Source organism: Serratia sp. PAMC26656 (assembly GCF_016469055.2).
Lineage (GTDB): Bacteria > Pseudomonadota > Gammaproteobacteria > Enterobacterales > Enterobacteriaceae > Serratia > Serratia plymuthica.
Map to the genome: position 1 here is coordinate 4315285 of NZ_CP150486.1, position 25109 is coordinate 4340393.

The window sequence follows — 25109 nt, forward strand, 5'->3', positions numbered from 1 at the left end:
TCCTTAATTACCAAAATTACCAATTTTTGCGGCCAAAGCCGGATGTGATTGGGTAGCGGCGGTCTTTGCCGAAATTGCGTGCGGTAATACGCGGCCCGACTGCGGCCTGACGCCGCTTGTATTCGTTGATATCCACCAAGCGGATAACCTTGCGCACGATCGCCTCGTCGAAGCCTTCGGCCACCAGATCGGCAACCGACTTATCACGTTCGACGTAACCTTCCAGAATCGCATCCAGAATGTCGTACGGCGGCAGGCTGTCCTGATCGACCTGATCCGGCGCCAGCTCGGCGGACGGCGGACGATCGATAACGCGCTGCGGGATCACGTAGGAGACGGTATTGCGGTATTCGGACAGTTTGAACACCAGCGTTTTCGGCACATCCTTCAGTACGTCAAAGCCACCGGCCATATCACCATACAGCGTGGCGTAGCCCACGGCCATCTCGCTTTTGTTACCGGTGGTCAGCACGATGCTGCGGCGCTTGTTGGACAGCGCCATCAGCACCACTCCGCGACAGCGCGCCTGCAGGTTTTCTTCGGTAGTGTCGCGTTCGGTACCGGCGAACATCGGCGTCAGCTGGCCCATAAAGGCGTCGAACATCGGTTCGATGGAGACGATATCGAACTCGACGCCGAGGATTTCAGCCTCTTCCTTGGCGTCGGCGATGCTGATATCCGCGGTGTAGCGGAACGGCATCATCAGCGCCTGCACCTTGTCTTTACCCAGGGCATCAACGGCAATCGCCAGCGTCAGCGCCGAGTCGATACCGCCAGACAGCCCCAACACCGCGCCCTTGAAACCGTTTTTGGTCACGTAATCGCGCACCGCCAGCACCAGCGCCTCATAAACCTGCGCCAACTGCGGCAACTCGGCGGCCGGTGCGGTCATTGGCACCACGTCCAGTTCGTTGAACCTCAACAGCGTCACCTGCTCGGCAAACGCCGCCAGGCGGTGGGTCATGTTACCGGCCGCGTCGAACACCTTCGAGCAACCGTCAAAAATCAATTCATCCTGCCCGCCGATCTGGTTCAGATACACCAGCGGCAAATGGGTGCGCTGGCAATGGCCGGCCATCAGCGTCTTGCGAATATACGGCTTCTCGCGATTGTACGGCGAGGCGTTGATCGACAAAATCATTTCGGCGCCGGCGGCCTTGGCGGCATCGACCGGCTCCGGGAACCACAGGTCTTCGCAAATCAGCAGGCCCAGACGGTAGCCTTTCAGGTTCACCACGCAGGTTTCGTTGCCGGCGTGGAAGTAGCGTTTCTCATCGAAGACGCCGTAGTTCGGCAGCTGTTGCTTGAAATAGCGCGCCAACAGTTGCCCTTCAGAGAACAGCGACAACGCGTTATACAGCTTGTCGCCTTCGCGCCACGGGTGGCCGACCAGGATCGCCACATCGGTGGACGCCTGCTGCAGGCGATGAAGCTGCGCGTCGCAACGTTGGTAGAAATCGTCGCGATACAGCAGGTCTTCCGGCGGGTAACCGGACAGCGCCAGCTCGGTGAACATGACCAGATCGGCTCCCGCCTTCTGCTGCTCTTGCACGGTTTGCAACATGCGTTCGGTGTTGCCTTCAATGTCACCGACCAGCAAATTCAGCTGGGCCAATGCGATGGAAAGTGATCTGCTCATTGTTTAGGATCCTGCTTAATACGTTCCATGGTTCTCTACGCCCGGTCATGCCACGACAAAGAGAACGGAGTGTAAATCATTCCGCCACGTTTGTTGAGAACCTGCGCGCGCAGGCCATGGCGGAAAATATCATTCTTTAAAATCGTTGGCGTCCAGCTCGTGGCGCGACAGCAATTTATAAAACTCGGTACGGTTGCGGCCCGCCATGCGTGCGGCCTGGGTTACGTTACCCTTGGTGATCTGCAACAGCTTGCGCAGATAGTGCAATTCAAACTGATTGCGCGCCTCGACGAAGGTCGGCAACGCGGTATTTTCCCCTTCCAGCGCCTGCTCCACCAGCGCTTCGCTGATCACCGGCGCAGACGTCAGCGCCACGCACTGCTCGATCACGTTCACCAGTTGGCGCACGTTGCCCGGCCAGGTGGCGGTCATCAGGCGCTTCATGGCGTCGGAAGAGAAGCTGCGGACAAACGGCTTGTGGCGCTTGGCGGATTCACGCAGCAGATGGTTGGCCAGCAGCGGAATATCTTCAGCCCGTTCATTCAGCGCAGGGATCTTCAGGTTCACCACGTTCAGGCGGTAGTAAAGATCTTCGCGGAACTCGTTTTTCGCCATCGCCTTTTGCAGGTCACGGTGGGTGGCGGAAATAATGCGCACGTCGATGTCCAGATCGCGGTTGCTGCCCAGCGGGCGCACCTTGCGCTCCTGCAGCACGCGCAGCAGTTTAACCTGCAACGACAGCGGCATATCGCCGATCTCATCGAGGAACAGCGTACCGCCCGCCGCCGCCTGGAACAGCCCTTCACGGCTGCTGACCGCACCGGTAAACGCCCCTTTGGCGTGACCGAACAGCTCAGACTCCAGCAGTTGTTCCGGCAAGGCGCCGCAGTTAATGGCGATAAACGCCTTTTTGCCGCGCGGGCTGGCACCGTGGATCGCCTGGGCCAACACTTCTTTACCGGTGCCGCTGTGGCCATTGATCAGCACGCTTACGTCGGACTGCGCCACCATTTTCGCCTGCTCCAGAAGGCGCAGCATAATTGGGCTGCGGGTGACGATATCTTCGCGCCAGCTGTCGTCACCGGCCGGCAGCGAAAGCGACAGCGCTTCATCTATGGCCTTGTACAGCGCATCGCGATCCACCGGTTTGGTGAGGAAGCTGAACACGCCCTGCTGAGTGGCGGCTACCGCATCCGGGATCGAACCATGGGCGGTGAGGATGATGACCGGCATGCCAGGCTGGTGCTTTTGAATTTCGGCAAACAGCGCCATGCCGTCCATTTCGTCCATCCGCAGATCGCTGATTACCAGATCAATCTGTTCACGCCCCAACAGGCGCAGCGCTTCCTGGCCGCTTTCGGCGGTGGTGACATGAAAACCTTCGCTGGTCAGGCGCATACCCAACAGCTTGAGCAAGCTGGGATCGTCGTCAACCAATAACAGATTGGCCGGTTTGCGTGCTGTCATCGCGCGTGAGACTCCTTGTTAGCGGGGGGCGGCGCGTAGGTATCTTCCGGATCCACCGGCAGGGCGGTGCCCTTTTCCGGTTCGGCTTCCGGCTCTGCGGCCTTGGCCGACGCGGCATTTTTATCTGCGGCGTCGGTTTTTTGCTGTGTCGCGCCGTTATCCGGGATTTCACCCTGTAACTGCTTACGCGAGGAGAGCTGACGTTCGATATCGGTCAGATTCTCCAGCTTGCGCGAAGTATCCTGTAACTGGGCCTGCAAGCGGATCTGGCTCTGGCGCAGCGCATCTATCTGGCCGTCCGAGCTTTCCTGCAGGTGCTGATAGCGCGCCTTTTCATCGAACAAGGTGATCTGCAGAACCTGCTGCTGACGCCACAGTTGCAGCAACGGGCGCAAGGAGCTGGGGAACGCCAGGCGGTAACTGTTCAGACGATCGATCATCTGGCGGCGTTCGCCCGACGTCGGCTCGGCGCTGCCCAGCAGAATACTTTGCTTGAAAATACCGTCCCAGCTGTCGCCAGGCAGGGTTTTCGCCAGCGAGCGCGCCTGGGTCGACCCTACACGATCGGCGCAATCCATCGCGCGCAGCCAGTAAAGTGAATTATTCAACGCGTCTTTGTCGTCGAGCTGCCACAGGGTATCGCAGGCTGCGATGCGGTAATCCACCACTTTGGTGTCCGGGATCGCTTCTTGCTGCTGCTGACTCAGGCCGCTGCTGACCGCACGATCGACGCAGCCTGCCAGCAAAAACGGCATGCAAAGAACGCTGCCTAAAAAGGAAAGACGACGCTTGCCGAGTGGCGCGCTCTGCGTGGCACGCGGTGAACGTTCGGTCTGCAATAGACGAAGGCGTTTAGACCATGTGTACATTATTTATTCATTCTCGGCGGTTAATGGCAATTCAATGCGGAAGCAGACGTCTGCGCCGGCGACTTCGACCAGCTGCAATTCACCGCGCATCCGGCGGATACAATCCTGAGCGATGCTCAACCCCAGACCGCTTCCTTTTACCGCCCCTTTTCGCTGGTGGCTACCCTGGAAAAAAGGCTCAAAAATCATGGTTTGCTCGGCCTCGGGGATTGGCGTGCCGCTGTTGGCGACATCAATCTGCACCCGTTGCCCAACCTGACGGCTGCGAATCCAAATGTTACCGGATTCCTTGCCGTAGTGCACCGCATTGGAGTAGAGATTATCCAGCACGCGCATTAAAAGCGTAGGCTCTGCCCAGCAGATTTCCGCATCCAATGTGATCTCGGTGCGGATCATTTTCGCCCTGGCCGGCAAACTGTGCGCAGCGACCACCAACTCGACCATATCGCGCAGCTCAACATTCTCATGTTCCGCCGGGCCATCGGCCAGTTTACGGTTGTAATCCAGCAGTTGCTCTATCAGCAGTTGCAGGTGGCGGCTGCTGTTATCGAGAATAGTCACGACTTCTTTCTGATCAGAGGTCAGCGGGCCGGCCACTTCGTCTGCCAACAGTTCAGTCCCCTCGCGCATGCTGGCCAACGGCGTCTTCAATTCATGCGAGATATGGCGCAGGAACTCATGCCGCTGCGACTCGAGCCACGCCAGGCGCTCACTCAGCCAGATAATACGTTGCGCCAACGAACGCAGCTCACGCGGGCCTTTAAACGACTCGGTGCTGCCCAGCGCCCGCCCTTCCCCCAGACGGTTGATCATGCGCTCCACCGCTTTCACCGGGCCGATAATCATGCGGGTGAAAAGCACCACCAGCAGCACGCTGACCAGAAACAACATCAGCGCCTGCCAGCCGAAGAACTGGCCACGTTCGGCAATCGCCTGCTGCAACTGCTGCCCGCGCGAGAACACTACGGCGCGCGTAGCTTGCACCATCTCGGCGTTGGAACGCGAGAAAGACTCCAGCAGCGTCGATGCCTGTTTGTCCGGCCCGCTGCTCTGGCATTTAATCGCAGCGAGCTGGGTCAGCAGGCTGCGCAACGTTTGATAATAGCGTTCATCCGGCAGGATCGGCGCATGGGCGTCCAGCATCTGCGAATACTGCTTACGTTGATTTTGGTACAGCCGCTCCAGGGTGGGATCTACCAGCACGCAATACTGACGATAGCTGCGCTCCATCTCCAGCGCCACGCTGGTCATCGCCTCGCTGCGCCGCGCATCCACCAGCGTGGTGCGGTTGATATCCGCCGCCTGCGCGCTGAGATGATCCAGGCTTTGATAAGCCTGATAAGCCAGCACCAGCAGCGGCAGCAGCACCAGCAGAAACGCCATCAGGACCAACTGACGCAGCGAGCGGGGGAATAAACGCCATCTTTTCAACGAAATCATCTCATTGTCTCTCATCTGCTTCGATGCTAACCGAGTCACCGGTGAGAGGAAAGCCCGGCGTTCAGCGGAGCGTCAGGAAAATAGGGGGAATCGAGCTGTGAGGATAAGGAGTTTGTGTTTGGACCTATCGTCTATACCCAAAATAATTGGAGTTGCGTCAAGGCGACAAGCTTGTAAGTCCCCAGGAGCTTACTCAAGTAAGTGACTGGGGCGCACAAGCGCAGTCAACACAGATGCAACTTCAAGTATGAAGGGTATTTGACGCTGGGGCAGGACTGCCCCATCGCAAGAAAGTGTGGATGCCCTTGAATCTCGTCCCCAGGGTGATGTAGCACAAGGCTGGCATCGAACAGGACGAATAGCATCCATAAGTATCCGGGATTGATGAACACTCATCACAGTTGGATACAGGCGGTGCCTCACTCCACGTGTCGTCCGATGCTTGATAAAGCCGCTTGCGCGTCTGTTATCGGTTTGGTTGGACGATAGGCACCATTTCTTTGGCATCATTCGGAGGCTTATGAGGCAAACTTCCGTCTAAATACGGGGCCATCATAAAAAGTTGAATGAGCAACTGGGGATAATAATGCACTTTGCGTGCCAACTTTTCAACAAATTTATTAACATACTGAATGTATTGAAAAATAAATTAAAATGCAGTCTATAAGCTCAAATTAACCCATTATGGGTCGATTAAAAAATAGCCATCCTGTCGCCAAAAACCGACAACTTAAGCCAATTAATTTTTCATCATTATAAATCAATGAGTTAAGTGTCTCTTTTTAGAGACATGGAAAAGGTTCTCTGTCGCAAAATGCAGACAGCGGCAAACCGGCACGGGCGCAATAAGTAAAAAGGGACGCAATCTCTTGCGCCCCTTTCGTTACCGCGTGGTAACCGCTTAGCCCAGTTGCTTGCGGGCGTTGCGGAACATGCGCATCCACGGGCTGTCTTCGCCCCACTCTTCCGGGTGCCATGAGTTGCTCACGGTACGGAATACACGTTCCGGGTGCGGCATCATCACCGTCGCACGGCCGTTGCTGCTGGTCACTGCGGTGATGCCGTTTGGCGAACCGTTAGGGTTGGCTGGATAGGTTTCCGTTACCTGGCCGGCATTGTCCACAAAGCGCAATGCCACCAGGCCACTGCTTTCCAGCGCCGCCAGGTGTGCGGCATCACGCACTTCAACGTGCCCTTCGCCGTGGGATACGGCGATCGGCATGCGTGAGCCGGTCATGCCCTGCATGAACAACGACGGGCTGGCCGCCACTTCCACCAGGCTGAAACGCGCTTCAAAACGATCCGACAGGTTACGTACGAAACGCGGCCAGTGTTCGGCACCCGGGATCAGATCGCGCAGGTTCGACATCATCTGGCAACCGTTGCACACGCCCAATGCCAGGGTCTGCGGACGGTGGAAGAAGGATTCGAATTCGTCACGAACGCGGTCGTTGAACAGAATCGACTTCGCCCAGCCTTCACCGGCGCCCAGTACGTCGCCGTACGAGAAACCGCCGCAGGCAACCAACGTATGGAAGTCCTGCAGATCGCGACGCCCTTCCAGCAGATCGCTCATATGAACGTCTACCGCATCGAAGCCGGCGCGGTGGAAGGCGGCAGCCATCTCAACGTGGGAGTTGACGCCCTGCTCGCGCAACACCGCCACTTTAGGGCGTGCGCCCTTGGCAATGTAAGGCGCGGCAATGTCTTCTTCCGGCGCAAAGGTCAGCTTGACGTTCAGGCCCGGGTCGCGGTCGTCCTGTTTGGCCTGATGCTCCTGATCGGCGCATTCCGGGTTATCGCGCAGGCGTTGCATCTGCCAGGTGGTTTCCGCCCACCAAGTGCGCAAGGTCGCGCGGCTTTGGCTGTACAGCGCTTTGTCGCCCTGAGTAATCACAAAGCGATCGCCGGCCTGCACGCTGCCGATGTGATGCACATTGTCCGTCAGGCCGTGTTGAGCAAATATCTGTTGCACCGCTTCAAGCCGGTCGGCCGTGACCTGAATCACCGCACCCAGCTCTTCGTTGAACAGCGCTGCCAGCGCATCGTCGCCCAGCCCTTTGATATCCACGTTCACGCCGCAGTGGCCGGCAAACGCCATTTCCGCCAGCGTAACCAGCAGGCCGCCGTCGGAACGGTCGTGGTAAGCCAGCAGCGCGCGATCGGCCACCAGTTGCTGCATGGCGTTGAAGAAGCCCGCCAGTTGTTCGACATTGCGCACGTCGGCCGGCTTGTCGCCCAGTTGGCGGTAAACCTGCGCCAGTGCGGTAGCGCCCAGTGCGTTATGGCCGTTGCCCAGGTCGATCAGCAACAGCGCACTCTCGCCCTTATCGGTACGCAATTGCGGCGTCACGGTGTGGCGAACGTCTTCTACGCGGGCAAAACCGGTGATCACCAGCGACAGCGGCGACGTCATTTCGCGCTGCTCTTCGCCTTCCTGCCAGCGGGTTTTCATCGACATCGAGTCTTTGCCCACCGGAATGGTGATGCCCAGCGCCGGGCAAAGCTCTTCGCCCACCGCTTTCACTGCTGCATACAGGCCGGCGTCTTCACCCGGGTGACCGGCTGCCGCCATCCAGTTAGCGGAAAGCTTCACGCGCTTGAGCGAACCGATTTCGGTCGCGGCCAGGTTGGTCAAGGCTTCCCCTACCGCCAGGCGGCCGGAGGCGGCGAAGTCCAGCAAGGCTACCGGCGCACGCTCGCCGATCGACATCGCTTCACCATAGTAACTGTCCAGGCTGGCGGTGGTCACCGCGCAGTCGGCTACCGGGATCTGCCACGGGCCAACCATCTGGTCACGCGCCACCATGCCGGTTACGGTGCGGTCGCCGATAGTGATCAGGAAGGTTTTCTCTGCCACAGCAGGCAAATGCAGAACGCGTTTTACCGCATCCTCCAGGGTGATGTTCGCACGTTGGATCGGCTCGCCTTTGACCTGCAGACTGGTCACGTCACGCGTCATTTTCGGCGTTTTGCCCAGCAGCACGTCCAGCGGCATGTCGATCGGTTGATTGTCGAAATGGCTGTCGTTCAGCGTCAAATGCAGCTCTTCGGTGGCTTCGCCGATCACCGCATAAGGTGCGCGCTCACGGCGGCAAATTTCGTCAAACTGCGCCATCTGCGCCGGCGCAATCGCCATCACATAGCGTTCCTGCGATTCGTTACACCACACTTCCAGCGGGCTCATGCCCGGCTCGTCGTTAAGGATATCGCGCAGTTCGAAACGGCCGCCGCGGCCACCGTCGCTGACCAGTTCCGGCATGGCGTTAGACAGGCCGCCGGCACCTACGTCGTGGATAAACAGAATCGGGTTTTGTTCGCCCAACTGCCAGCAACGGTCGATCACTTCCTGACAGCGACGTTCCATTTCCGGGTTGTCGCGTTGTACCGAGGCGAAGTCCAGATCGGCATCGGACTGACCGGACGCCATGGAAGAAGCCGCACCGCCGCCCAGACCGATATTCATCGCCGGGCCGCCCAGCACCACCAGCTTGGCGCCCACGGTGATTTCACCCTTCTGCACGTGATCGGCGCGGATGTTGCCGATACCGCCCGCCAACATGATGGGCTTGTGGTAGCCACGCAGTTCGACGCCGTTGTGGCTGTTGACCTGCTCTTCATAGGTACGGAAGTAGCCTACCAGCGCAGGACGACCGAATTCGTTGTTGAACGCCGCGCCGCCCAATGGGCCGTCGGTCATGATATCCAGTGCGGTCACGATGCGATCCGGTTTGCCGAAGTCCTGCTCCCACGGCTGTTCGAAGCCGGGAATACGCAGGTTGGAAACCGAGAAGCCCACCAGACCCGCCTTGGGCTTGGCCCCGCGGCCGGTGGCGCCTTCGTCGCGGATCTCGCCGCCGGAGCCGGTAGCGGCACCCGGCCATGGGGAGATCGCCGTCGGGTGGTTATGGGTTTCCACCTTCATCAGGATATGCGCGTCTTCCTGATGGTAGTCATACTGGCCGTTTTCCGGCGCGGCGAAGAAACGGCCGACCTGAGAACCTTCCATGACCGCCGCGTTGTCTTTATAAGCAGAGAGTACGTAATCCGGCGTCTGCTCAAAGGTGTTTTTGATCATTTTGAACAGCGACTTCGGTTGCTGTTCGCCGTCGATGATCCAGTCGGCGTTGAAAATCTTGTGGCGGCAGTGCTCGGAGTTGGCCTGCGCGAACATATAGAGTTCGATATCCGTCGGGTTGCGCCCCAGACCGGTAAAGGCATTCAGCAGATAGTCGATTTCATCCTGCGCCAGCGCCAGCCCCAGCTTGAGGTTGGCCTGTTCCAGCGCGCTGCGACCTTCGCCCAGCACGTCCACCGCCTGGTACGGCGCCGGCTGATGCTGAGCAAAAAGCTGTTCTGCCTGCTGCAGTTCGCTGAATACCGTTTCCATCATGCGATCGTGCAGCAACGCGGCAAGCTGTTGCCACTGCGCTTCGGTCAGCGTCGGCGCCTTGACGTAAAACGCCAGGCCGCGCTCCAGCCGCACCACTTGCTTCAAACCGCAGTTGTGGGCGATATCGCTGGCTTTGGAAGACCAGGGGGAAATGGTACCCGGACGCGGCGTCACCAACAGCAGGCGGCCTTCAGGGGCATGTTCGGCGAGAGAGGGGCCGTACTTGAGCAGGCGCGTGAGCTTGCCATGTTCTTCGGCACTTAGCGGTGCGTTAACATCGGCAAAGTGGACGTATTCGGCGTAGATATCACTGACCGGAAGTTGAGCGTCCTGACAGCGGGACAGCAGTTTGGTAATACGAAAAGCCGACAAAGCGGGCGAACCACGCAGTATTTCCATAATCAAAGTTCTCTCGTCTTCGAAGCAACTGACTTCAGCACTTCTTTGGGCGCAACAGGGGAAAACGCGCGCCATTATAGAGAATCTACGCCGCCGACGAAACCGTTTGCGCAGCTATTATTGATAAAAGCTGTTCGTCCCCTCGAATTGTCATAACGTGTCAATAAAGTTGCACGCTGGCGTTTTGTTGCGCAAAATGCTCCCGCACTGGTGATTTAACCATAAGAAAAGACTGACCTTCGGTCACCGGCGCACCCGTACCACCACTGGATAACTATTTGAAACGCCTAAAAATAAACTACATTCTCATCGGTGTTGTTACCTTGCTTCTGGCGCTCGCCCTGTGGCCCAATATTGCCTGGCGCGGTGGCCAGGGAGGGCAGCTCGAAGAGATCAAATCCCGTGGCGAGCTGCGTATCAGTACGCTGAACACGCCGCTAACCTATTTCACCACCAAACAGGGGCCGGGTGGGCTCGATTACGAGCTGGCGAAACGCTTCGCCAATTACCTGGGCGTGAAGCTGGTGGTGATCCCGCACAACAATATCAATGACCTGTTTGACGATCTGGACGATGACGACACCGACCTGCTGGCCGCCGGCCTGATCTACAACCAGGATCGCCTCAGCCGCGCACGCACCGGCCCGGCCTATTATTCCGTATCCCAGCAGTTGGTCTATCGCCTGGGCACCCCACGGCCAAAAACCTTTGCCGATATTAAAGGCAAGCTGGCGGTCGCCTCCGGTTCCGCGCACGTCAGCACGCTGAAACAGCTTAAGCAAAGTAAATTTCCGGACCTCAGTTGGGAAGCCTCCAGCGATCTGACCTCAAAAGAGCTGCTGGAACAGGTGGCCGACGGCAAACTGGACTATACCCTGGGCGACTCTGTGACTATCGCCCTGCTGCAGCGCATCCACCCGCAATTGGCGGTTGCGTTCGACGTCACCGATGAAGAGCCGGTCACCTGGTATCTGAAGCGCGGCAACGACGACAGCCTGTATGCGGCGATGCTGGATTTCTATAGCCAGATGGTGGACGACGGCACGCTGGCGCGGCTGGAAGAGAAGTATCTCGGCCACGTCGGCAGTTTCGATTACGTCGATACCAGAACCTTCCTGTCGGCCATCGACTCGGTGCTGCCGACCTTCCGCTCGTTGTTTGAAAAATACGCCAATGAGATCGACTGGAAATTGCTGGCGGCCATCGCCTATCAGGAGTCGCACTGGAACCCGCAGGCAACCTCCCCCACCGGCGTACGCGGCCTGATGATGCTGACGCGGGCCACCGCCGACGGCCTGGGGGTCAGCGATCGTCTGGATCCCGAGGAAAGCATTCAGGGCGGCGCACTTTACCTGCAAAGGCTGATGGCCAAGGTGCCCGACAGCGTGCCGGAAGACGAACGCATCTGGTTCTCGCTGGCGGCGTACAACATGGGCTGGGGCCATATGCTCGACGCCCGCAAGCTGACCAAAATGCAAAAAGGCAACCCGGACAGCTGGGTGGACGTCAAACAGCGCCTGCCGATGCTCAGCCAAAAACGTTATTACCCGCAGCTGACCTACGGCTATGCGCGCGGACGCGAAGCTTATAACTACGTGGAAAACATTCGCCGCTATCAGGTCAGCCTGGTCGGCTATCTGCAAGAAAAAGAGAGGAAGGCGGCGCAGGAAGCGGCCGAACAGGAGGCGCTAGGGAAAGGCTATCCGGTCATTATACCGGAACTGGCGCTTAACCACTAATTACTCCGGCTTATCCGCCGCGCGCTGCGCCAGCTTAAGCGCTTTTTTCTGCTCGCGGCGCAGGCGGAAAAAGTTGCTCAGCGTCGCGGCGCATTCGTCCGCCAGCACACCTGAAGCGATCTCCACCTGATGGTTCATGCCGGGATGGCGCAAAATATCCACCAGCGACCCTGCCGCACCGGTTTTCACATCGGCCGCGCCATACACCAGCCGACGAATGCGGCTGTGAACCATTGCGCCGGCGCACATCACGCACGGCTCCAGGGTGACATACAACGTGGCATTCAACAGGCGATAGTTCTGTAACACCGCTCCGCCCTGCCGCAGCGCCATGATCTCCGCATGCGCGGTAGGATCGTGGCGGCCAATCGGCCGGTTCCAGCCTTCGCCAATCACCTGATTGTCCAGCACCAGCAGCGCACCCACCGGCACCTCGCCTTCTTCCTGAGCACGCTGGGCAAGCAGCAACGCCTGGCGCATCCAGTATTCATCGTTATATTCAGTCATCGCATAATTCCTCGTGCGCTTTTGCGGCGGGCATTATACACAGTAGGTGCGCTGCATGCTGCGCCCGCGTTAACCGGGGTGAATATATTCGCCCCTGCCTGCCGTGAGCGGAGTCGAACGCTGCGGCTTGAAATGCAACGGGTATATACTGAACGAATAGCGATGTTATCAGGGATAAGAAACATGAAATTCAGCAAGAAGAACGCCGCCGTGGTACGCAAAGCCCTGAACGGCTGGGTCGGCGAAGGCGCGCTGACGGCGCAACAACAAGAACAGTTGTTGCAGCATGTGGAAGTACAGCCTTTCGACTGGCGGCGGCTGGCGCGTTATGCCTTTCTCGCCGCGCTGGCCTCGCTGGTCATTGCCATCACCAGCCTGTTCGCCGACAGCGATCTGTTGGACTGGCTGAGCGGCTTGTTCCGCTTCGATACTCCGGTTCGCATGGCGATGGCCGGCATACTGGCCGCGCTGGCCTATACCTGGGCCTTGCGCCGTCGTCGCCATCATCCGGAAAAACGCTACGGTAATGAGGCCGCGCTGTTCGTTGCCGTGCTCTTCACCGCTTGCGCTCTGTGGCAAATGGGCGTCTGGCTGGACAACGGCAGTGGCCGGGTTTCATTGCTGCTGGTGTTCGCCGCTCTGCTTTACGGCGTGATTGGCTGGTTCAGCCGTTCCGGGTTGGTGTGGTGGTTTGCCCTGCTGTCGTTCGGCAACGCCTTCGGCGCCGAAACCGGTTACCTTTCCGGCTGGGGCGCTTACTGGCTGGGTATGAGCTTCCCGATTCGCTTTATCGCCTTCGGCGCAGTCCTGATCGCCGCAGCATTGCTGCTGCAACCGCTGCTTGCACGGCGTGGGCTGGAGCGGGTTTCGCTGGCGATGGGGCTGCTGTATTTGTTTATCGCCCTGTGGCTGCTGTCGATCTTCGGCAATTACGGCGATCTTGACAGCTGGTATAGCGTGCGCCAGATCGAACTGTTCCACTGGAGCCTGCTGTTCGGCATCGCCGCCGCAGTGGTCATCTGGCTGGGGCTGAAACGTGATGACGCCATGCTGCGCGGATTCGGTCTGACCTTCCTGTGCATCAACCTTTATACCCGCTTCTTCGAGTTTTTCTGGGACAGCATGCCCAAGGCGATTTTCTTTGTGGTGCTCGGTCTGAGCCTGTGGGCGCTGGGGCACTATGCAGAGAAGATATGGCAACTGGGACGCAAACCGCACGATCTGACCGATGATTAAGGCGTTATGGCCGCCGTCTTTCACGCTGCAATTCGAAAACCCGAGAGGATATAAACGGCAAAGGGCGGAAATCCGCCCCTTTGCTTACTCCAACTGCTGCAATTCCCCCAGCTTACTGACCCGCCAGCGGTGCTCGCAGAAATACAGCAGCGGGTTGTCCTGCTTGCTGTCACTGTAACCGCTGTACAACCTGAGCGGCGCACCGAGGCGCTGCTCCAGTTGCATCACTTTCTGTACGCCAAGACAGCGCATAGTCAACACCCAGCCGCCGTGACGACGCACAATGCGGCTGCCGACCAGGCGCACCCGCGACAGGAAAGCGGAGTCCCGATAAACCTGCTCCACCAGCCGTTCCGGAGAACCGGTAATCAACCACACCTGTGCATCGTGCACATCGAGGTACTGACGCAGGCGCATTTGCACCACCGGAAACGCGGTCACCTTGTCGCGGAAATAGCTGACGAACTGCCGTTCCAGCGCCGTTAACCTGGCCTCCGACCGGCCAAAGGTGATCGACCACAGCAAGACGCTCATCGGCCAGCGCGCAGCGCGCCCCATCACCAGCATCGCCAACCCGACCACCGGCAGCAGCGGTACCACCAACAGCAGGTTCAGCGGCAGGTGACGCAGCAAGAAACGCAAGAAACTGCCAAACATGTCTTCCTGATGCAGCGTACCGTCCAGATCAAAGAACACCACGCGGCGGCCTTCCACGGCCTCCTGGCTCTGTTTCTCGCTCAAGCGTTACTCCTCAGGATCGTTGAATCCCATTATCCAGGTGAAAATAAATCCAGCCACAATCGTAATCACCATACCGGCCAGATACAACATCACCTTACCCGAGACAATGGTCAGCGCCAAAGGCAAACCCGAGATACCGAAGGTAATCACCGTCGCCACTTTCCAGTAGCTGATCAGTGCGCCCCCCACAGCGCCGCCGAGGCAGGCGGCAATAAAAGGCTTACCCAGCGGCAGGGTCACGCCGAAAATCAGCGGTTCGCCAATGCCGAGAATACCGACCGGCAGCGCCCCTTTGATCACTTTTTTCAGGCGCGCGTTGCGGGTTTTCATTAATACTGCCAATGCAGCCCCCACTTGCCCCACTCCCGCCATCGCCAGGATCGGCAACAGCGGGTTGGAGCCGTGCGCCTGCACCAGCTCGACATGTATCGGCACCAATCCCTGATGCAGACCGGACAGCACCAGCGGCAGGAACAACCCGGACAGTACCGCGCCCACCAGCAACCCGCCTTTGTCGATAGCCAGATTGGCGCCGTGGGCGATGGCGTCCGAAATGTAGCCGCCGAGCGGTTGCAAAATCATAATCGCCAGCGATGCAGTCACCAATGTGGTCAACAGCGGATTGAGGATAAGCTCGATCGACTCCGGCAGCAGGTTACGCAGACGTTTTTCCACCCAACACATCAGCGCCACCACCAGCAGCACCGCAATCACCCCGCCGCGCCCCGGCTGCAACGCCTCGCCGAACAGCGTAATCTGCGCCAGCGCCGGGCTGGAGAGAATGCCGGCCATCACGCCGCCCATCGCCTGCGAACCGCCAAACACCCGGGCGGCGTTAACCCCCACCAAAATGTTCATGATGGCGAACACCGCGCTGCCGAAAATCGCCAGCAGCCCAAGTACGTTGGGGTAGTTAACCGCCAGCTCGCCGGCGATGTCGGGCCGCTTCAGCAGGTTGATGATGCCGGTAATCAGGCCCGAGGCAATGAACGCCGGTATCAGCGGGATAAAAACATCGGCCAGTTTTTTCAGTGCGCCGCTCATCGGGGCTGCATATTTCTGCTTGGTCTGCGCTTTGGTACGAGCGATATCATCACCGCCCGCCAACACGGCGGGAGCACCATTGAGCAGCGAACGCATGGCGTCCACGACCTTGGCGGCGGCGCCCGGACCGACAATAAACTGATGCTGATCGCCCTGCTTGATATAGCCCTTAACGCCCGGCAACTGCTTGAGCGCCGGTAAATCAAGGCGCAGTTCGTCGCGGACCTCGACGCGAACCCGCGTCATGCAGTTCTCCAGCCTGAGGATATTCCCCTCGCCGCCAATCCCCGCCAGTATCTGTGTTGCCAGTGCCGTTGTCTTGTCCATCGCCCGCCCCAAGTGTGGTTTAACGCGTCAATGCCGCGCGCAAATAGCCATCGTGCTGCTGCAAGCGACGCTGCGCTTCTTCAGCGCCAATACCGGCCAGAATCATCAGAATCGCCGGTTTGACTTCAAAACCGGTCTGCGTCAGCGCCGCCTCAGCCTGACTGCGTTCGGCGCCGGTGGCTTCCACGACGATGCGGCAGGCGCGATCCACCAGTTTTACGTTAGTGGCTTTCACGTCCACCATCAGGTTCTGATATACCTTGCCCAGTTTGACCATCGCGCCGGTCGACAGCATGTTCAGCACCAGTTTTTGCGCGGTGCCGGATTTCATGCGCGTCGAGCCGGTCAACGCCTCCGGCCCCACCACCGGTGAAATCGCCACCTGCGCTTCGTGGGCGATGGGTGAATCCGGATTACAGGAAATCGCCGCCGTCGGGCACCCCAGCTGACGCGCGTAGCGCAAGGCGCCGATCACATAAGGCGTACGCCCTGATGCCGCCAGCCCCACCACCATGTCGGTGGCCGCCAGCGACAGCGCTTTCAAATCGGCTTCTCCCAAGGCTGCATCATCTTCTGCGCCTTCTACCGCCTTCAGCAGCGCGCCCGGGCCACCGGCTATCAGCCCAACAACCCTGCCATGCGGCACGCCGAAGGTGGGTGGACATTCGGAGGCGTCAAGCACACCAAGACGGCCGCTGGTACCCGCCCCCAGATAAATCAACCGGCCGCCGGCCTTCAACGCCGCCGCCGCCAGATCCACCGCTTCCGCTATGGCCGGGAGCACTTTTTCAATCGCTTCCGGTACCTTGCGGTCTTCCCGGTTAAAGCAACTCACCATCTCCAACGTAGACATTTCATCCAGCTCCATGGTGGCTGGGTTACGGGTTTCAGATACCAATGCGCCTAAGTTCATTTGTTTACCTTTGAATTTTTAATTCCAAACATTAAAGCATTATTTGAATATTTTATTCATTAAAGCGAGCACTATTTGCTATTTTAAACACCGGGTCACAAAAAATTTTCACTGCACGTTTTCGCCACCGGCATGGCAGAATACCCGCTCGTAACACAGGTGCGCGTTCAAATGGCCCCAGCCCTTCGGGTCTCGCCCCAAAAGCCCGTATTCTGCGTCGTCGGGCTTAAACATAGGTCCGCTCCGCCTTGATTACGGACTTTTGGGTCTGCGACGGTGCCACGATCAATTATGGGACACAACCTTATGAGTACCCTTCTTCGCATTCGTCAGATGTATCCGACACTGGCTCAAAACGACCGCAAACTGGCGGATTTCCTGCTGCATAATGCCCAGCAGGCGCGCCATCTCAGCTCGCAAAAGCTGGCCCAGTTGGCTGGGGTCAGTCAGTCAAGCGTGGTGAAATTTGCTCAGAAGATGGGCTACAAAGGCTTCCCTGCATTGAAGCTGGCGCTGAGCGAAACCCTGGCCCAGCCACAGGCTGAGCCGGCGGTCACCGTGCATAACCGTATCCTCAGCAGCGATGCGCTGAAAACGGTCGGTGAAAAGCTGTTGGTGGAAAAGCAGTCTGCATTGCGCGCCACGCTGGATATCAATAGCGAAGAGCGTCTGCATCAGGCGCTGGATATGCTGCGTCAGGCGCGAAGGATCATTCTGGTAGGGATCGGCGCTTCCGGGTTGGTCGCCAAGGATTTCTCCTACAAGCTGCTGAAAATTGGCGTGATGGCGATAGCTGAGCCGGATATGCACGTCCAACTGGCGGCAGTACAAGCGCTGGATAAGCGGGATTTGCTGCTGGCGATCTCATTCAGCGGAGAACGGCGGGAAATCAACCTGGCGGCGGAAGAAGCCCGCCTGGCCGGCGCCAAGGTGCTGGCATTGACCAGTTTCTCGCCGAACGGGCTGCAGCAACGCGCCGATCACTGTCTGTATACCATCGCAGAGGAACCCAACACCCGCAGCGCCGCTATTTCTTCCAGCACCGCCCAGTTCGCCCTCACCGACCTGCTGTTTATGGCCTTGATTCAGCACGATCTCGATCATGCCCGCGACCGTATCAAACACAGCGAACAGTTAGTGAAAAAACTGGTTTAGACGTTATAATCCGCGCTGCGCAAAATACCCCTATTAATGATGAGAGATAAACCATGGCCCTGCTAATCACACGCAAATGCATCAACTGCGATATGTGCGAGCCGGAATGCCCGAATCAGGCCATTTCGATGGGGGAGGATATCTACCAGATCGACACCGATCGCTGCACCGAGTGCGTTGGCCATTACGATATCCCAACCTGCCAGCAGGTATGCCCGATCGATAACACCATTGTCGTTAACCCGCAGCACAGTGAAAGCAACGAACAGCTGTGGGACAAGTTTGTGGTGCTGCATCACGCCGAGCGGCTGTAACCGCCACCTTCCGATCGACAAGGGCGCCAACAGGCGCCCTCAGCCAGCTGACAAAGCCCGTTATTAGGGAGAGCGTGCCGAAGGGGTCGTAACGGCCTTGGCCGTCGGAGCGCCCCTCGGTGCGCTAGGCCCGGGTATCTCGGACTCAAAGACAACTTTGTCATCAACCTCAGGGCGCCAACAGGCGCCCTTTTATTTTACGGCCGATACCGCGTTACCCTTCGATAATTACCGTGGCGCAGGCATAACGGCGTTCATCCGCCAGCGAAACGTGGATGGCGGTAACGCCCATCTCCTGTGCCAGCTCGGCGGCGCGAGCATGCAGGCGAATGTTCGGCTTGCCAAGACCGTCATTGAAGACTTCAAACTGATTAAATGCCAGCCCGTTGCGGATGCCGGTACCGAAAGCCTTGGCGGCCGCTTCTTTCACCGCGAAGCGCTTGGCGAGAAAACGTACCGGCTGCTGATGCTGCTGATACACCTCCCACTCGGCCGCGCTCAGCACACGGCGTGCCAGGCGATCGCCGCTGCGCTCCACCACCGCTTCGATGCGCGCCATCTCAACGATATCGGTACCCAGCCCCAGCACTGCCATTAGCGACGCGCTTCCCGCATCAGTAATTTCATGTCGGCAACCGCTGCCGGCAACCCACTCATTACTGCCTGGCCGATAATGGCGTGCCCGATATTCAGTTCATACATCTCTGGCAACGCAGCTATCGGTTGAACATTATGGTAAGTCAGGCCATGACCGGCATTGACCTTCAGGCCCTTGCCGGCGGCATAGGTAGCCGCGACCGCAATACGATGCAGCTCGGCCTTCACCGCCATCTCGCCTGTAGCTTCGGCATAGGCACCGGTATGGATTTCAATATAGGGAGCGCCAACCGCCACCGCCGCATCAATCTGGCGATGATCCGGGTCGATAAACAACGACACTAGAATGCCGGCCTGCGCCAGGCGCTCCACCGCCACGGCCATTTTGTCCTGTTGCCCGGCAACGTCCAGCCCACCCTCGGTGGTAACTTCTTCGCGCTTTTCCGGCACCAGACAACAAAACTGCGGCTTCAATTCAATGGCGATATCCAACATTTCGTCGGTCACGGCCATTTCAAGATTCATGCGCGTCTGGATGGTTTGACGCAGAATACGCACGTCGCGATCGGTGATGTGGCGGCGGTCTTCACGCAGGTGCACGGTAATCCCGTCAGCCCCCGCCTGTTCGGCGATAAATGCCGCCTGAACCGGATCCGGATATTGGGTTCCGCGCGCGTTACGTAACGTGGCGATGTGATCGATATTAACGCCCAGCAGCAAATCAGCCATGACAACCCTCTAAAAACGATTTTCAGTGCCAGCAGTTTACACGCGGGCGCAGGGCCGCAAAAGGGGAAAAGGTCAGGCGTCGTCGACCGGCGTATCCGGCTGCTTGCGAACGAACTGACGAAACAGTTCGCGGCTCTTCAGCGGTTTGCCGCCCAGATAGGGTTTTAGCGCCATGCGGGTGAAGCGCTTGGCGGCACGCAAGGTTTGCACATCGGGGAACTGACGCTCTGCCAGCGCACGCAGCTCGCGGCCGGTAAAGCTGTAATGGTCCACCACCAGGCTGGCGATAAAGCCCTTTTCCTCGCGGTAACGGTAGGTCATACCGTCATCCACCGGCTGGCCGCTGCCGGCGCAGTGCAGGAAATCAAGACCATAGCCCAGGTGATTCAGCAATGCCAATTCGAACTGGCGCAGCGCCTGCTCCGGGGAAATGTCTTCCGCCGCCAGCGCCTGCAAACATTGCAGGTAATCGAAGAATAATACCGAGTAGTTGGCTTCCTGCTCCAGCACCCGCGACAGCAGTTCGTTCACGTACAGGCCGCTGTACAGCATCATGCCGCTAAGGGGTAAACCGAGGGAAACCGCTTCGGCGTTACGCAGCGTTTTCACTTCGCCACGGCCGCCCCAGCGCACTAACAGGGGAGTAAAGGGTTGCAGACACCCCTTTAGATTGGAGCGGCGGCTGCGCGCGCCTTTTGCCAGCAAGCGCACCCGCCCATGGCCTTCCGTGAACATGTCCAGCATCAGGCTGGTTTCACTGTACGGTCGCCCATGCAGGACGAAAGCGCGCTCCCAGCCGTCCATTGGAGAGGTTATTTCAGGTCGTCGGTATAGCCCAGGCTACGCAGCGCACGTTCGTCGTCCGCCCAGCCCGATTTCACTTTCACCCACAGTTCCAGATGCACTTTGGTTTCAAACATCTGTTCCATGTCGTGGCGAGCTTCGATACCGATCGTTTTGATCTTCGAGCCTTTGTTGCCGATGACCATTTTCTTCTGGCCTTCGCGCTCAACCAGAATCAGCCCGTGCACGTTGTAACCGCCCCGCTCGTTCGGCACAAACTGTTCGATCTCAACCGTAACCGAGTAAGGCAGTTCTTCACCCAGGAAACGCATCAGCTTTTCGCGGATGATTTCCGACGCCATAAAGCGCTGGGAGCGGTCGGTGATGTAATCGTCCGGGAAGTGGTGTTCCGCTTCCGGCAGCACCTTGCGCGCGATAGCGGCGATAGTGTCCACATTCATGCCTTTTTCGGCAGAAATTGGCACCACGTCGAGGAAATTCATCTGCTGGCTCAAGAACGCAATGTGCGGCAACAGCTTGGATTTGTCGGTAACGTTGTCGACCTTGTTGATCGCCAGCAGGACCGGGCATTTCAGACTGCGCAGCTTGTTGACCACCATTTCATCGTCGGCAGTCCAGTTAGTGCCTTCTACTACGAAGATCACCAGCTCTACGTCGCCGATTGAGCTGCTGGCCGCGCGATTCATCAAACGGTTGATGGCGCGTTTTTCTTCGATATGCAGACCCGGGGTGTCGACGTAAATAGCCTGATAGGCGCCATCGGTGTCGATACCCATAATACGGTGACGGGTCGTCTGCGGTTTACGCGAGGTGATGGAGACTTTTTGCCCCAGCAGTTGGTTGAGCAACGTGGATTTGCCCACGTTGGGACGACCGACTATCGCAATAAAACCACAGTATTGTTTTTCTTCGCTCATTCAAGCTCCAGCTTTTTCAACGCTTGTTCCGCTGCTGCCTGTTCGGCTTTACGGCGGCTTGAGCCGGTACCTACTACAGGTTCGCTCAAACCACTCACCTGGCAGTGGATAGTAAACTCCTGATCGTGCGCCTCACCGCGAACCTGCACCACCAGATAAGAAGGCAACGGCAGATGACGACCTTGTAAAAACTCCTGCAAGCGGGTTTTCGGGTCTTTCTGCTTATCACCGGGGCTGATTTCGTCCAACCGGCTGCGATACCAGTCCAAAATCAGTCGTTCGACGTTTTGGATATCGCTATCCAGGAACACGCCGCCAATTAATGCCTCCACCGTATCCGCCAGGATTGATTCGCGGCGGAATCCACCACTTTTCAACTCACCCGGCCCGAGACGCAGACATTCGCCTAGGTCGAACTCGCGCGCCATCTCTGCCAGCGTATTACCGCGCACCAGCGTGGCACGCATGCGGCTCATATCGCCCTCGTCTACGCGAGGAAAACGATGGTAGAGCGCATTGGCGATGACAAAACTAAGAATAGAGTCACCCAGAAACTCAAGACGTTCATTGTGTTTACTGCTGGCGCTACGGTGAGTCAACGCTTGCAGTAAGAGCTCCTGCTGTTGAAAAGTGTAGCCCAGCTTCCGCTGCAGCCTGTTTATTACGATGGGGTTCATGAGTTACCAATAGATCAAGAATGCGTCAAAAACTTGCAGCATACGGAACAGGCCTGCTTCGCCGAAAGCCAATCCAAAGCTGTTTCGTTTGCAGTGGCTCCCAACAGGGAGCCAACTTTTTATCGCTCGAGGAGGTATTCTACAACGAGTGGAAATATAATGCTGCGTTTATAAGCTCGCGATTAATGAATTCCACCGATACGGCTAAACCTTACACCGGTTGGCCATTCACCTTCCTGCTTTTCAAAACTCATCCAGATAGCCGTGGCTTTACCCACCAGATTTTTCTCCGGTACGAAGCCCCAATAACGGCTGTCGGCGCTGTTGTCGCGGTTATCACCCATCATGAAGTAATGCCCCGCCGGCACAACCCATTCCGCCAGTTGCTTACCCGGCTGCTGGTAGTAAGCGCCCACCTGATCCTGCGTGCCCGGCACGGTCAGAATATGGTGAGAGACAGTGCCCAGCGTTTCCTGGCGCTCGCGCAGGCGGATACCGCCCTGCGGCACGTTATCGCTCAATGGGATCTGGTAGAAACCGTTGCTGGCTTCGCCCATGCCGCTGCGGCTGAACATCTGTACAAAATCGCTTGGTTGCGCATCGGTGTATGTCACCGCCAGTGCGGTATCGCAAGACTGGCCGTTATTACAGGATGGCTGAACGGTCACGCGTTTATTAACCGGATCGTAAGACACCCGGTCACCCGGTAGCCCCACGACACGTTTGATATAATCCAACTTCGGATCCAGCGGATATTTAAATACCGCAATATCGCCGCGCTTCGGATGACCGGTTTCAATTAGCGTGGTCTGGGTAATCGGATCTTTAATGCCATAGGCATATTTCTCCACCAGAATAAAATCGCCAATCAACAACGTCGGCATCATTGAACCTGATGGGATCTGGAAAGGTTCGTAAATAAACGAACGCACCACAAACACCAGCAGCAATACCGGGAAAACCGATGCGCCGGTTTCGATCCAACCTGGCTGCTTCGCCACTTTCGCCAACGTTTTATCGTCTACGGCGCCCGTAGCCTGTGCATTCACCGCCGCAATCTTCTCCCGGCGGGCCGGCGCCCATTTAAAGCGCTCAAAAGCCCATATGATCCCGGTAACCAATGTGGCTATGGCCAGGATCAAGGCAAACATATTCGCCATGCAAACTCCCTAATTACGCGACCTTATCGCGGTTACTTGCTGTCTTTGCCCACGTGCAGAATGGCCAGGAACGCTTCTTGCGGCAACTCAACGTTACCGACCTGCTTCATGCGTTTCTTACCGTCCTTCTGTTTCTGCAACAGCTTCTTCTTACGGCTCACGTCACCGCCATAGCATTTAGCCAGAACGTTTTTACGCAACTGCTTCACCGTGGCACGCGCGATGATATGAGTGCCGATAGCGGCCTGAATCGCGATGTCGAATTGCTGACGCGGAATAAGCTCTTTCATCTTCTCCACCAGCTCACGACCACGGTACTGCGAGTTGTCGCGGTGGGTGATCAACGCCAGCGCATCCACGCGCTCGTTGTTGATCAGCACGTCGACACGCACCATGTCAGACGTCTGGAAACGTTTGAAGTTGTAATCCAGCGACGCGTAACCGCGAGAGGTGGATTTCAAACGGTCGAAGAAGTCGAGCACCACTTCTGCCATCGGGATTTCGTAGGTCAGCGCGACCTGGTTGCCGTGGTAGACCATGTTGGTCTGTACACCGCGTTTTTCGATACACAGCGTGATTACGTTGCCCAGGAATTCCTGCGGCATCAGCATGTGACACTCGGCGATCGGCTCGCGCAGCTCCATGATATTGTTCAGCGGCGGCAGCTTGGATGGGCTGTCGACGTAAATGGTTTCTTTGCCGGTGGTTTCAACTTCATACACTACCGTTGGGGCGGTGGTGATCAGTTCCAGATCGTATTCACGCTCCAGACGCTCCTGGATGATCTCCATGTGCAACAGGCCGAGGAAGCCGCAACGGAAGCCGAAGCCCAGCGCGGTGGAGCTCTCTGGCTCATAGAACAAGGATGCGTCGTTCAGGCTCAGTTTGCCCAACGCGTCGCGGAAGGCTTCATAATCGTCCGAGCTGATCGGGAACAGGCCTGCGTAAACCTGCGGCTTCACTTTTTTGAAGCCTGGCAGCGCCTTGTCTGCCGGTTGACGAGCCAGCGTCAGGGTATCGCCCACCGGCGCGCCCAAGATGTCTTTAATGGCGCAAACCAGCCAACCTACTTCGCCGCAGTTCAACACGTCGCGATCGACGCGTTTCGGGGTAAAGATCCCGAGGCGATCGGCGTTATAAGTCTGGCCGGTGCTCATCACCTTGATCTTGTCGCCCTTGCGCATCGTGCCGTTCTTGACACGCACAAGAGAAACGACGCCCAGATAGTTGTCGAACCAGGAGTCGATGATCAATGCCTGCAGCGGCGCTTCAGGATCGCCTTCCGGCGGTGGGATGTCACGTACCAGGCGTTCGAGAACCTCTGGCACGCCAACGCCGGTTTTGGCCGAGCAGCGGACCGCATCGGTAGCGTCGATGCCAACGATGTCTTCAATTTCCTGTGCGGCGCGATCGGGATCGGCGGCCGGCAGGTCAATTTTGTTCAGTACCGGCACCACTTCCAGATCCATATCCAGCGCGGTGTAACAGTTGGCCAGCGTCTGAGCTTCTACGCCCTGCCCGGCATCCACCACCAGCAGGGCGCCTTCGCAGGCAGCCAGTGAACGAGAAACTTCGTAGGAGAAGTCAACGTGCCCTGGGGTGTCGATAAAGTTGAGCTGATAGGTTTGACCGTCTGTCGCCTTGTAGTCCAGCGTTACGCTCTGCGCTTTGATGGTAATGCCACGCTCACGCTCAAGATCCATAGAATCAAGCACCTGCGCAGCCATTTCGCGTTCGCTCAAGCCACCGCAGATTTGGATAATACGGTCGGACAGCGTCGACTTACCGTGGTCAATATGGGCAATAATGGAGAAATTTCGTATATGCTTCATTATAAAAGTTTTTCTGCCTTGGTATTTCTGAATTACTCGCCTATAGAAACCCGTATGGACCTAAAGCGACAGTGAATGGGTTCGGCCGTCTTCCGCCTGAATCGCAGCATTCTACATGCCACAACACTGAAAACCTAGCGATCGGTGCAGTGAAGGCATTCTATTATGCGCACTTTAGTGTTACACGGCGCTCCAGGTTGTGAAAGAAGA

General features: G+C 57.8%; 21 protein-coding genes. 4 read left to right on the top strand and 17 right to left on the bottom strand.

Annotated features, from left to right (window positions below; genetic code table 11):
• Positions 1-16: 16 nt before the first annotated feature.
• From JEM67_RS21325 to purL, 5 genes are all read right to left on the bottom strand, one after another.
• Positions 17-1639, bottom strand: a complete 1623-nt coding sequence (locus JEM67_RS21325; protein ID WP_004952129.1) for an NAD+ synthase — start codon at positions 1637-1639, stop codon at positions 17-19.
• 129 nt (positions 1640-1768) lie between these two features.
• Positions 1769-3106 carry a two-component system response regulator GlrR gene (gene glrR, locus JEM67_RS21330; protein WP_004952130.1) on the bottom strand — a complete coding sequence of 446 codons (1338 nt, stop codon included), beginning with the start codon at positions 3104-3106 and terminating at the stop codon, positions 1769-1771.
• Positions 3103-3975 carry a two-component system QseEF-associated lipoprotein QseG gene (qseG, locus tag JEM67_RS21335; protein ID WP_013814166.1) on the bottom strand — a complete coding sequence of 291 codons (873 nt, stop codon included), beginning with the start codon at positions 3973-3975 and terminating at the stop codon, positions 3103-3105. The genes glrR and qseG overlap by 4 nt, the downstream gene beginning before the upstream one ends.
• 3 nt (positions 3976-3978) lie before the next feature.
• A complete protein-coding gene (locus JEM67_RS21340) occupies positions 3979-5415 on the bottom strand; it encodes a sensor histidine kinase (protein WP_013814167.1) in 1437 nt (478 codons plus the stop codon).
• A gap of 901 nt (positions 5416-6316) precedes the next feature.
• Positions 6317-10207: a phosphoribosylformylglycinamidine synthase gene (gene purL / locus JEM67_RS21345; protein WP_199636896.1), complete on the bottom strand. Its 3891-nt coding sequence runs from the start codon at positions 10205-10207 to the stop codon at positions 6317-6319.
• Positions 10208-10485: 278 nt separating this feature from the next.
• On the opposite strand from purL, the gene mltF reads away from it, so the two are divergent.
• Positions 10486-11946, top strand: a complete 1461-nt coding sequence (gene mltF, locus JEM67_RS21350; protein ID WP_199636894.1) for a membrane-bound lytic murein transglycosylase MltF — start codon at positions 10486-10488, stop codon at positions 11944-11946.
• On the opposite strand, the gene tadA is transcribed toward mltF, so the two are convergent.
• Positions 11947-12453, bottom strand: a complete 507-nt coding sequence (gene tadA, locus JEM67_RS21355) for a tRNA adenosine(34) deaminase TadA (RefSeq protein WP_004952136.1) — start codon at positions 12451-12453, stop codon at positions 11947-11949.
• A 183-nt stretch (positions 12454-12636) separates the two neighbouring features.
• Here tadA and JEM67_RS21360 point away from each other — a divergent pair, with 183 nt between their 5' ends.
• The gene (locus JEM67_RS21360; protein ID WP_199636892.1) at positions 12637-13689 is read left to right on the top strand and encodes a DUF2157 domain-containing protein; all 1053 of its coding nucleotides are present in this window, start codon (positions 12637-12639) and stop codon (positions 13687-13689) included.
• Between the two features lie 84 nt (positions 13690-13773).
• Here JEM67_RS21360 and yfhb read toward each other — a convergent pair whose 3' ends face one another.
• The 4 genes from yfhb to JEM67_RS21380 form a co-directional block, all read right to left on the bottom strand.
• On the bottom strand, positions 13774-14430 hold the full coding sequence (gene yfhb / locus JEM67_RS21365; protein WP_199636890.1) for a phosphatidylglycerophosphatase C: 657 nt from the start codon (positions 14428-14430) through the stop codon (positions 13774-13776).
• A 3-nt stretch (positions 14431-14433) separates the two neighbouring features.
• The gene (locus JEM67_RS21370) at positions 14434-15801 is read right to left on the bottom strand and encodes a PTS transporter subunit EIIC (protein ID WP_199636888.1); all 1368 of its coding nucleotides are present in this window, start codon (positions 15799-15801) and stop codon (positions 14434-14436) included.
• Between the two features lie 19 nt (positions 15802-15820).
• Positions 15821-16714, bottom strand: coding sequence for an N-acetylmuramic acid 6-phosphate etherase (murQ, locus tag JEM67_RS21375; RefSeq protein ID WP_199636886.1), 894 nt, complete (start codon positions 16712-16714; stop codon positions 15821-15823).
• 108 nt (positions 16715-16822) lie between these two features.
• On the bottom strand, positions 16823-16948 hold the full coding sequence (locus JEM67_RS21380; protein WP_255520012.1) for a hypothetical protein: 126 nt from the start codon (positions 16946-16948) through the stop codon (positions 16823-16825).
• 72 nt (positions 16949-17020) lie between these two features.
• Between JEM67_RS21380 and JEM67_RS21385 the strand changes: the two genes are divergently transcribed.
• The gene (locus JEM67_RS21385) at positions 17021-17869 is read left to right on the top strand and encodes a MurR/RpiR family transcriptional regulator (protein WP_004952146.1); all 849 of its coding nucleotides are present in this window, start codon (positions 17021-17023) and stop codon (positions 17867-17869) included.
• A 53-nt stretch (positions 17870-17922) separates the two neighbouring features.
• Positions 17923-18183, top strand: a complete 261-nt coding sequence (locus JEM67_RS21390) for a YfhL family 4Fe-4S dicluster ferredoxin (RefSeq protein ID WP_199636883.1) — start codon at positions 17923-17925, stop codon at positions 18181-18183.
• A 214-nt stretch (positions 18184-18397) separates the two neighbouring features.
• On the opposite strand, the gene acpS is transcribed toward JEM67_RS21390, so the two are convergent.
• The 7 genes from acpS to lepA form a co-directional block, all read right to left on the bottom strand.
• A complete protein-coding gene (acpS, locus tag JEM67_RS21395) occupies positions 18398-18778 on the bottom strand; it encodes a holo-ACP synthase (RefSeq protein ID WP_006318461.1) in 381 nt (126 codons plus the stop codon).
• Positions 18778-19509, bottom strand: coding sequence for a pyridoxine 5'-phosphate synthase (gene pdxJ, locus JEM67_RS21400; RefSeq protein ID WP_013814176.1), 732 nt, complete (start codon positions 19507-19509; stop codon positions 18778-18780). The genes acpS and pdxJ overlap by 1 nt, the downstream gene beginning before the upstream one ends.
• Positions 19510-19581: 72 nt before the next feature.
• On the bottom strand, positions 19582-20313 hold the full coding sequence (gene recO, locus JEM67_RS21405) for a DNA repair protein RecO (protein ID WP_013814177.1): 732 nt from the start codon (positions 20311-20313) through the stop codon (positions 19582-19584).
• An 8-nt stretch (positions 20314-20321) separates the two neighbouring features.
• Positions 20322-21230, bottom strand: a complete 909-nt coding sequence (gene era / locus JEM67_RS21410) for a GTPase Era (RefSeq protein ID WP_013814178.1) — start codon at positions 21228-21230, stop codon at positions 20322-20324.
• The gene (gene rnc / locus JEM67_RS21415) at positions 21227-21907 is read right to left on the bottom strand and encodes a ribonuclease III (protein ID WP_004953587.1); all 681 of its coding nucleotides are present in this window, start codon (positions 21905-21907) and stop codon (positions 21227-21229) included. Before rnc ends, era begins: the two co-directional genes overlap by 4 nt.
• A 182-nt stretch (positions 21908-22089) precedes the next feature.
• Complete coding sequence (gene lepB, locus JEM67_RS21420; RefSeq protein WP_013814179.1) at positions 22090-23067, bottom strand: signal peptidase I; 978 nt, start codon at positions 23065-23067, stop codon at positions 22090-22092.
• A 32-nt stretch (positions 23068-23099) separates the two neighbouring features.
• On the bottom strand, positions 23100-24899 hold the full coding sequence (lepA, locus tag JEM67_RS21425) for a translation elongation factor 4 (RefSeq protein WP_006318464.1): 1800 nt from the start codon (positions 24897-24899) through the stop codon (positions 23100-23102).
• Between the last annotated feature and the right edge of the window lie 210 nt (positions 24900-25109).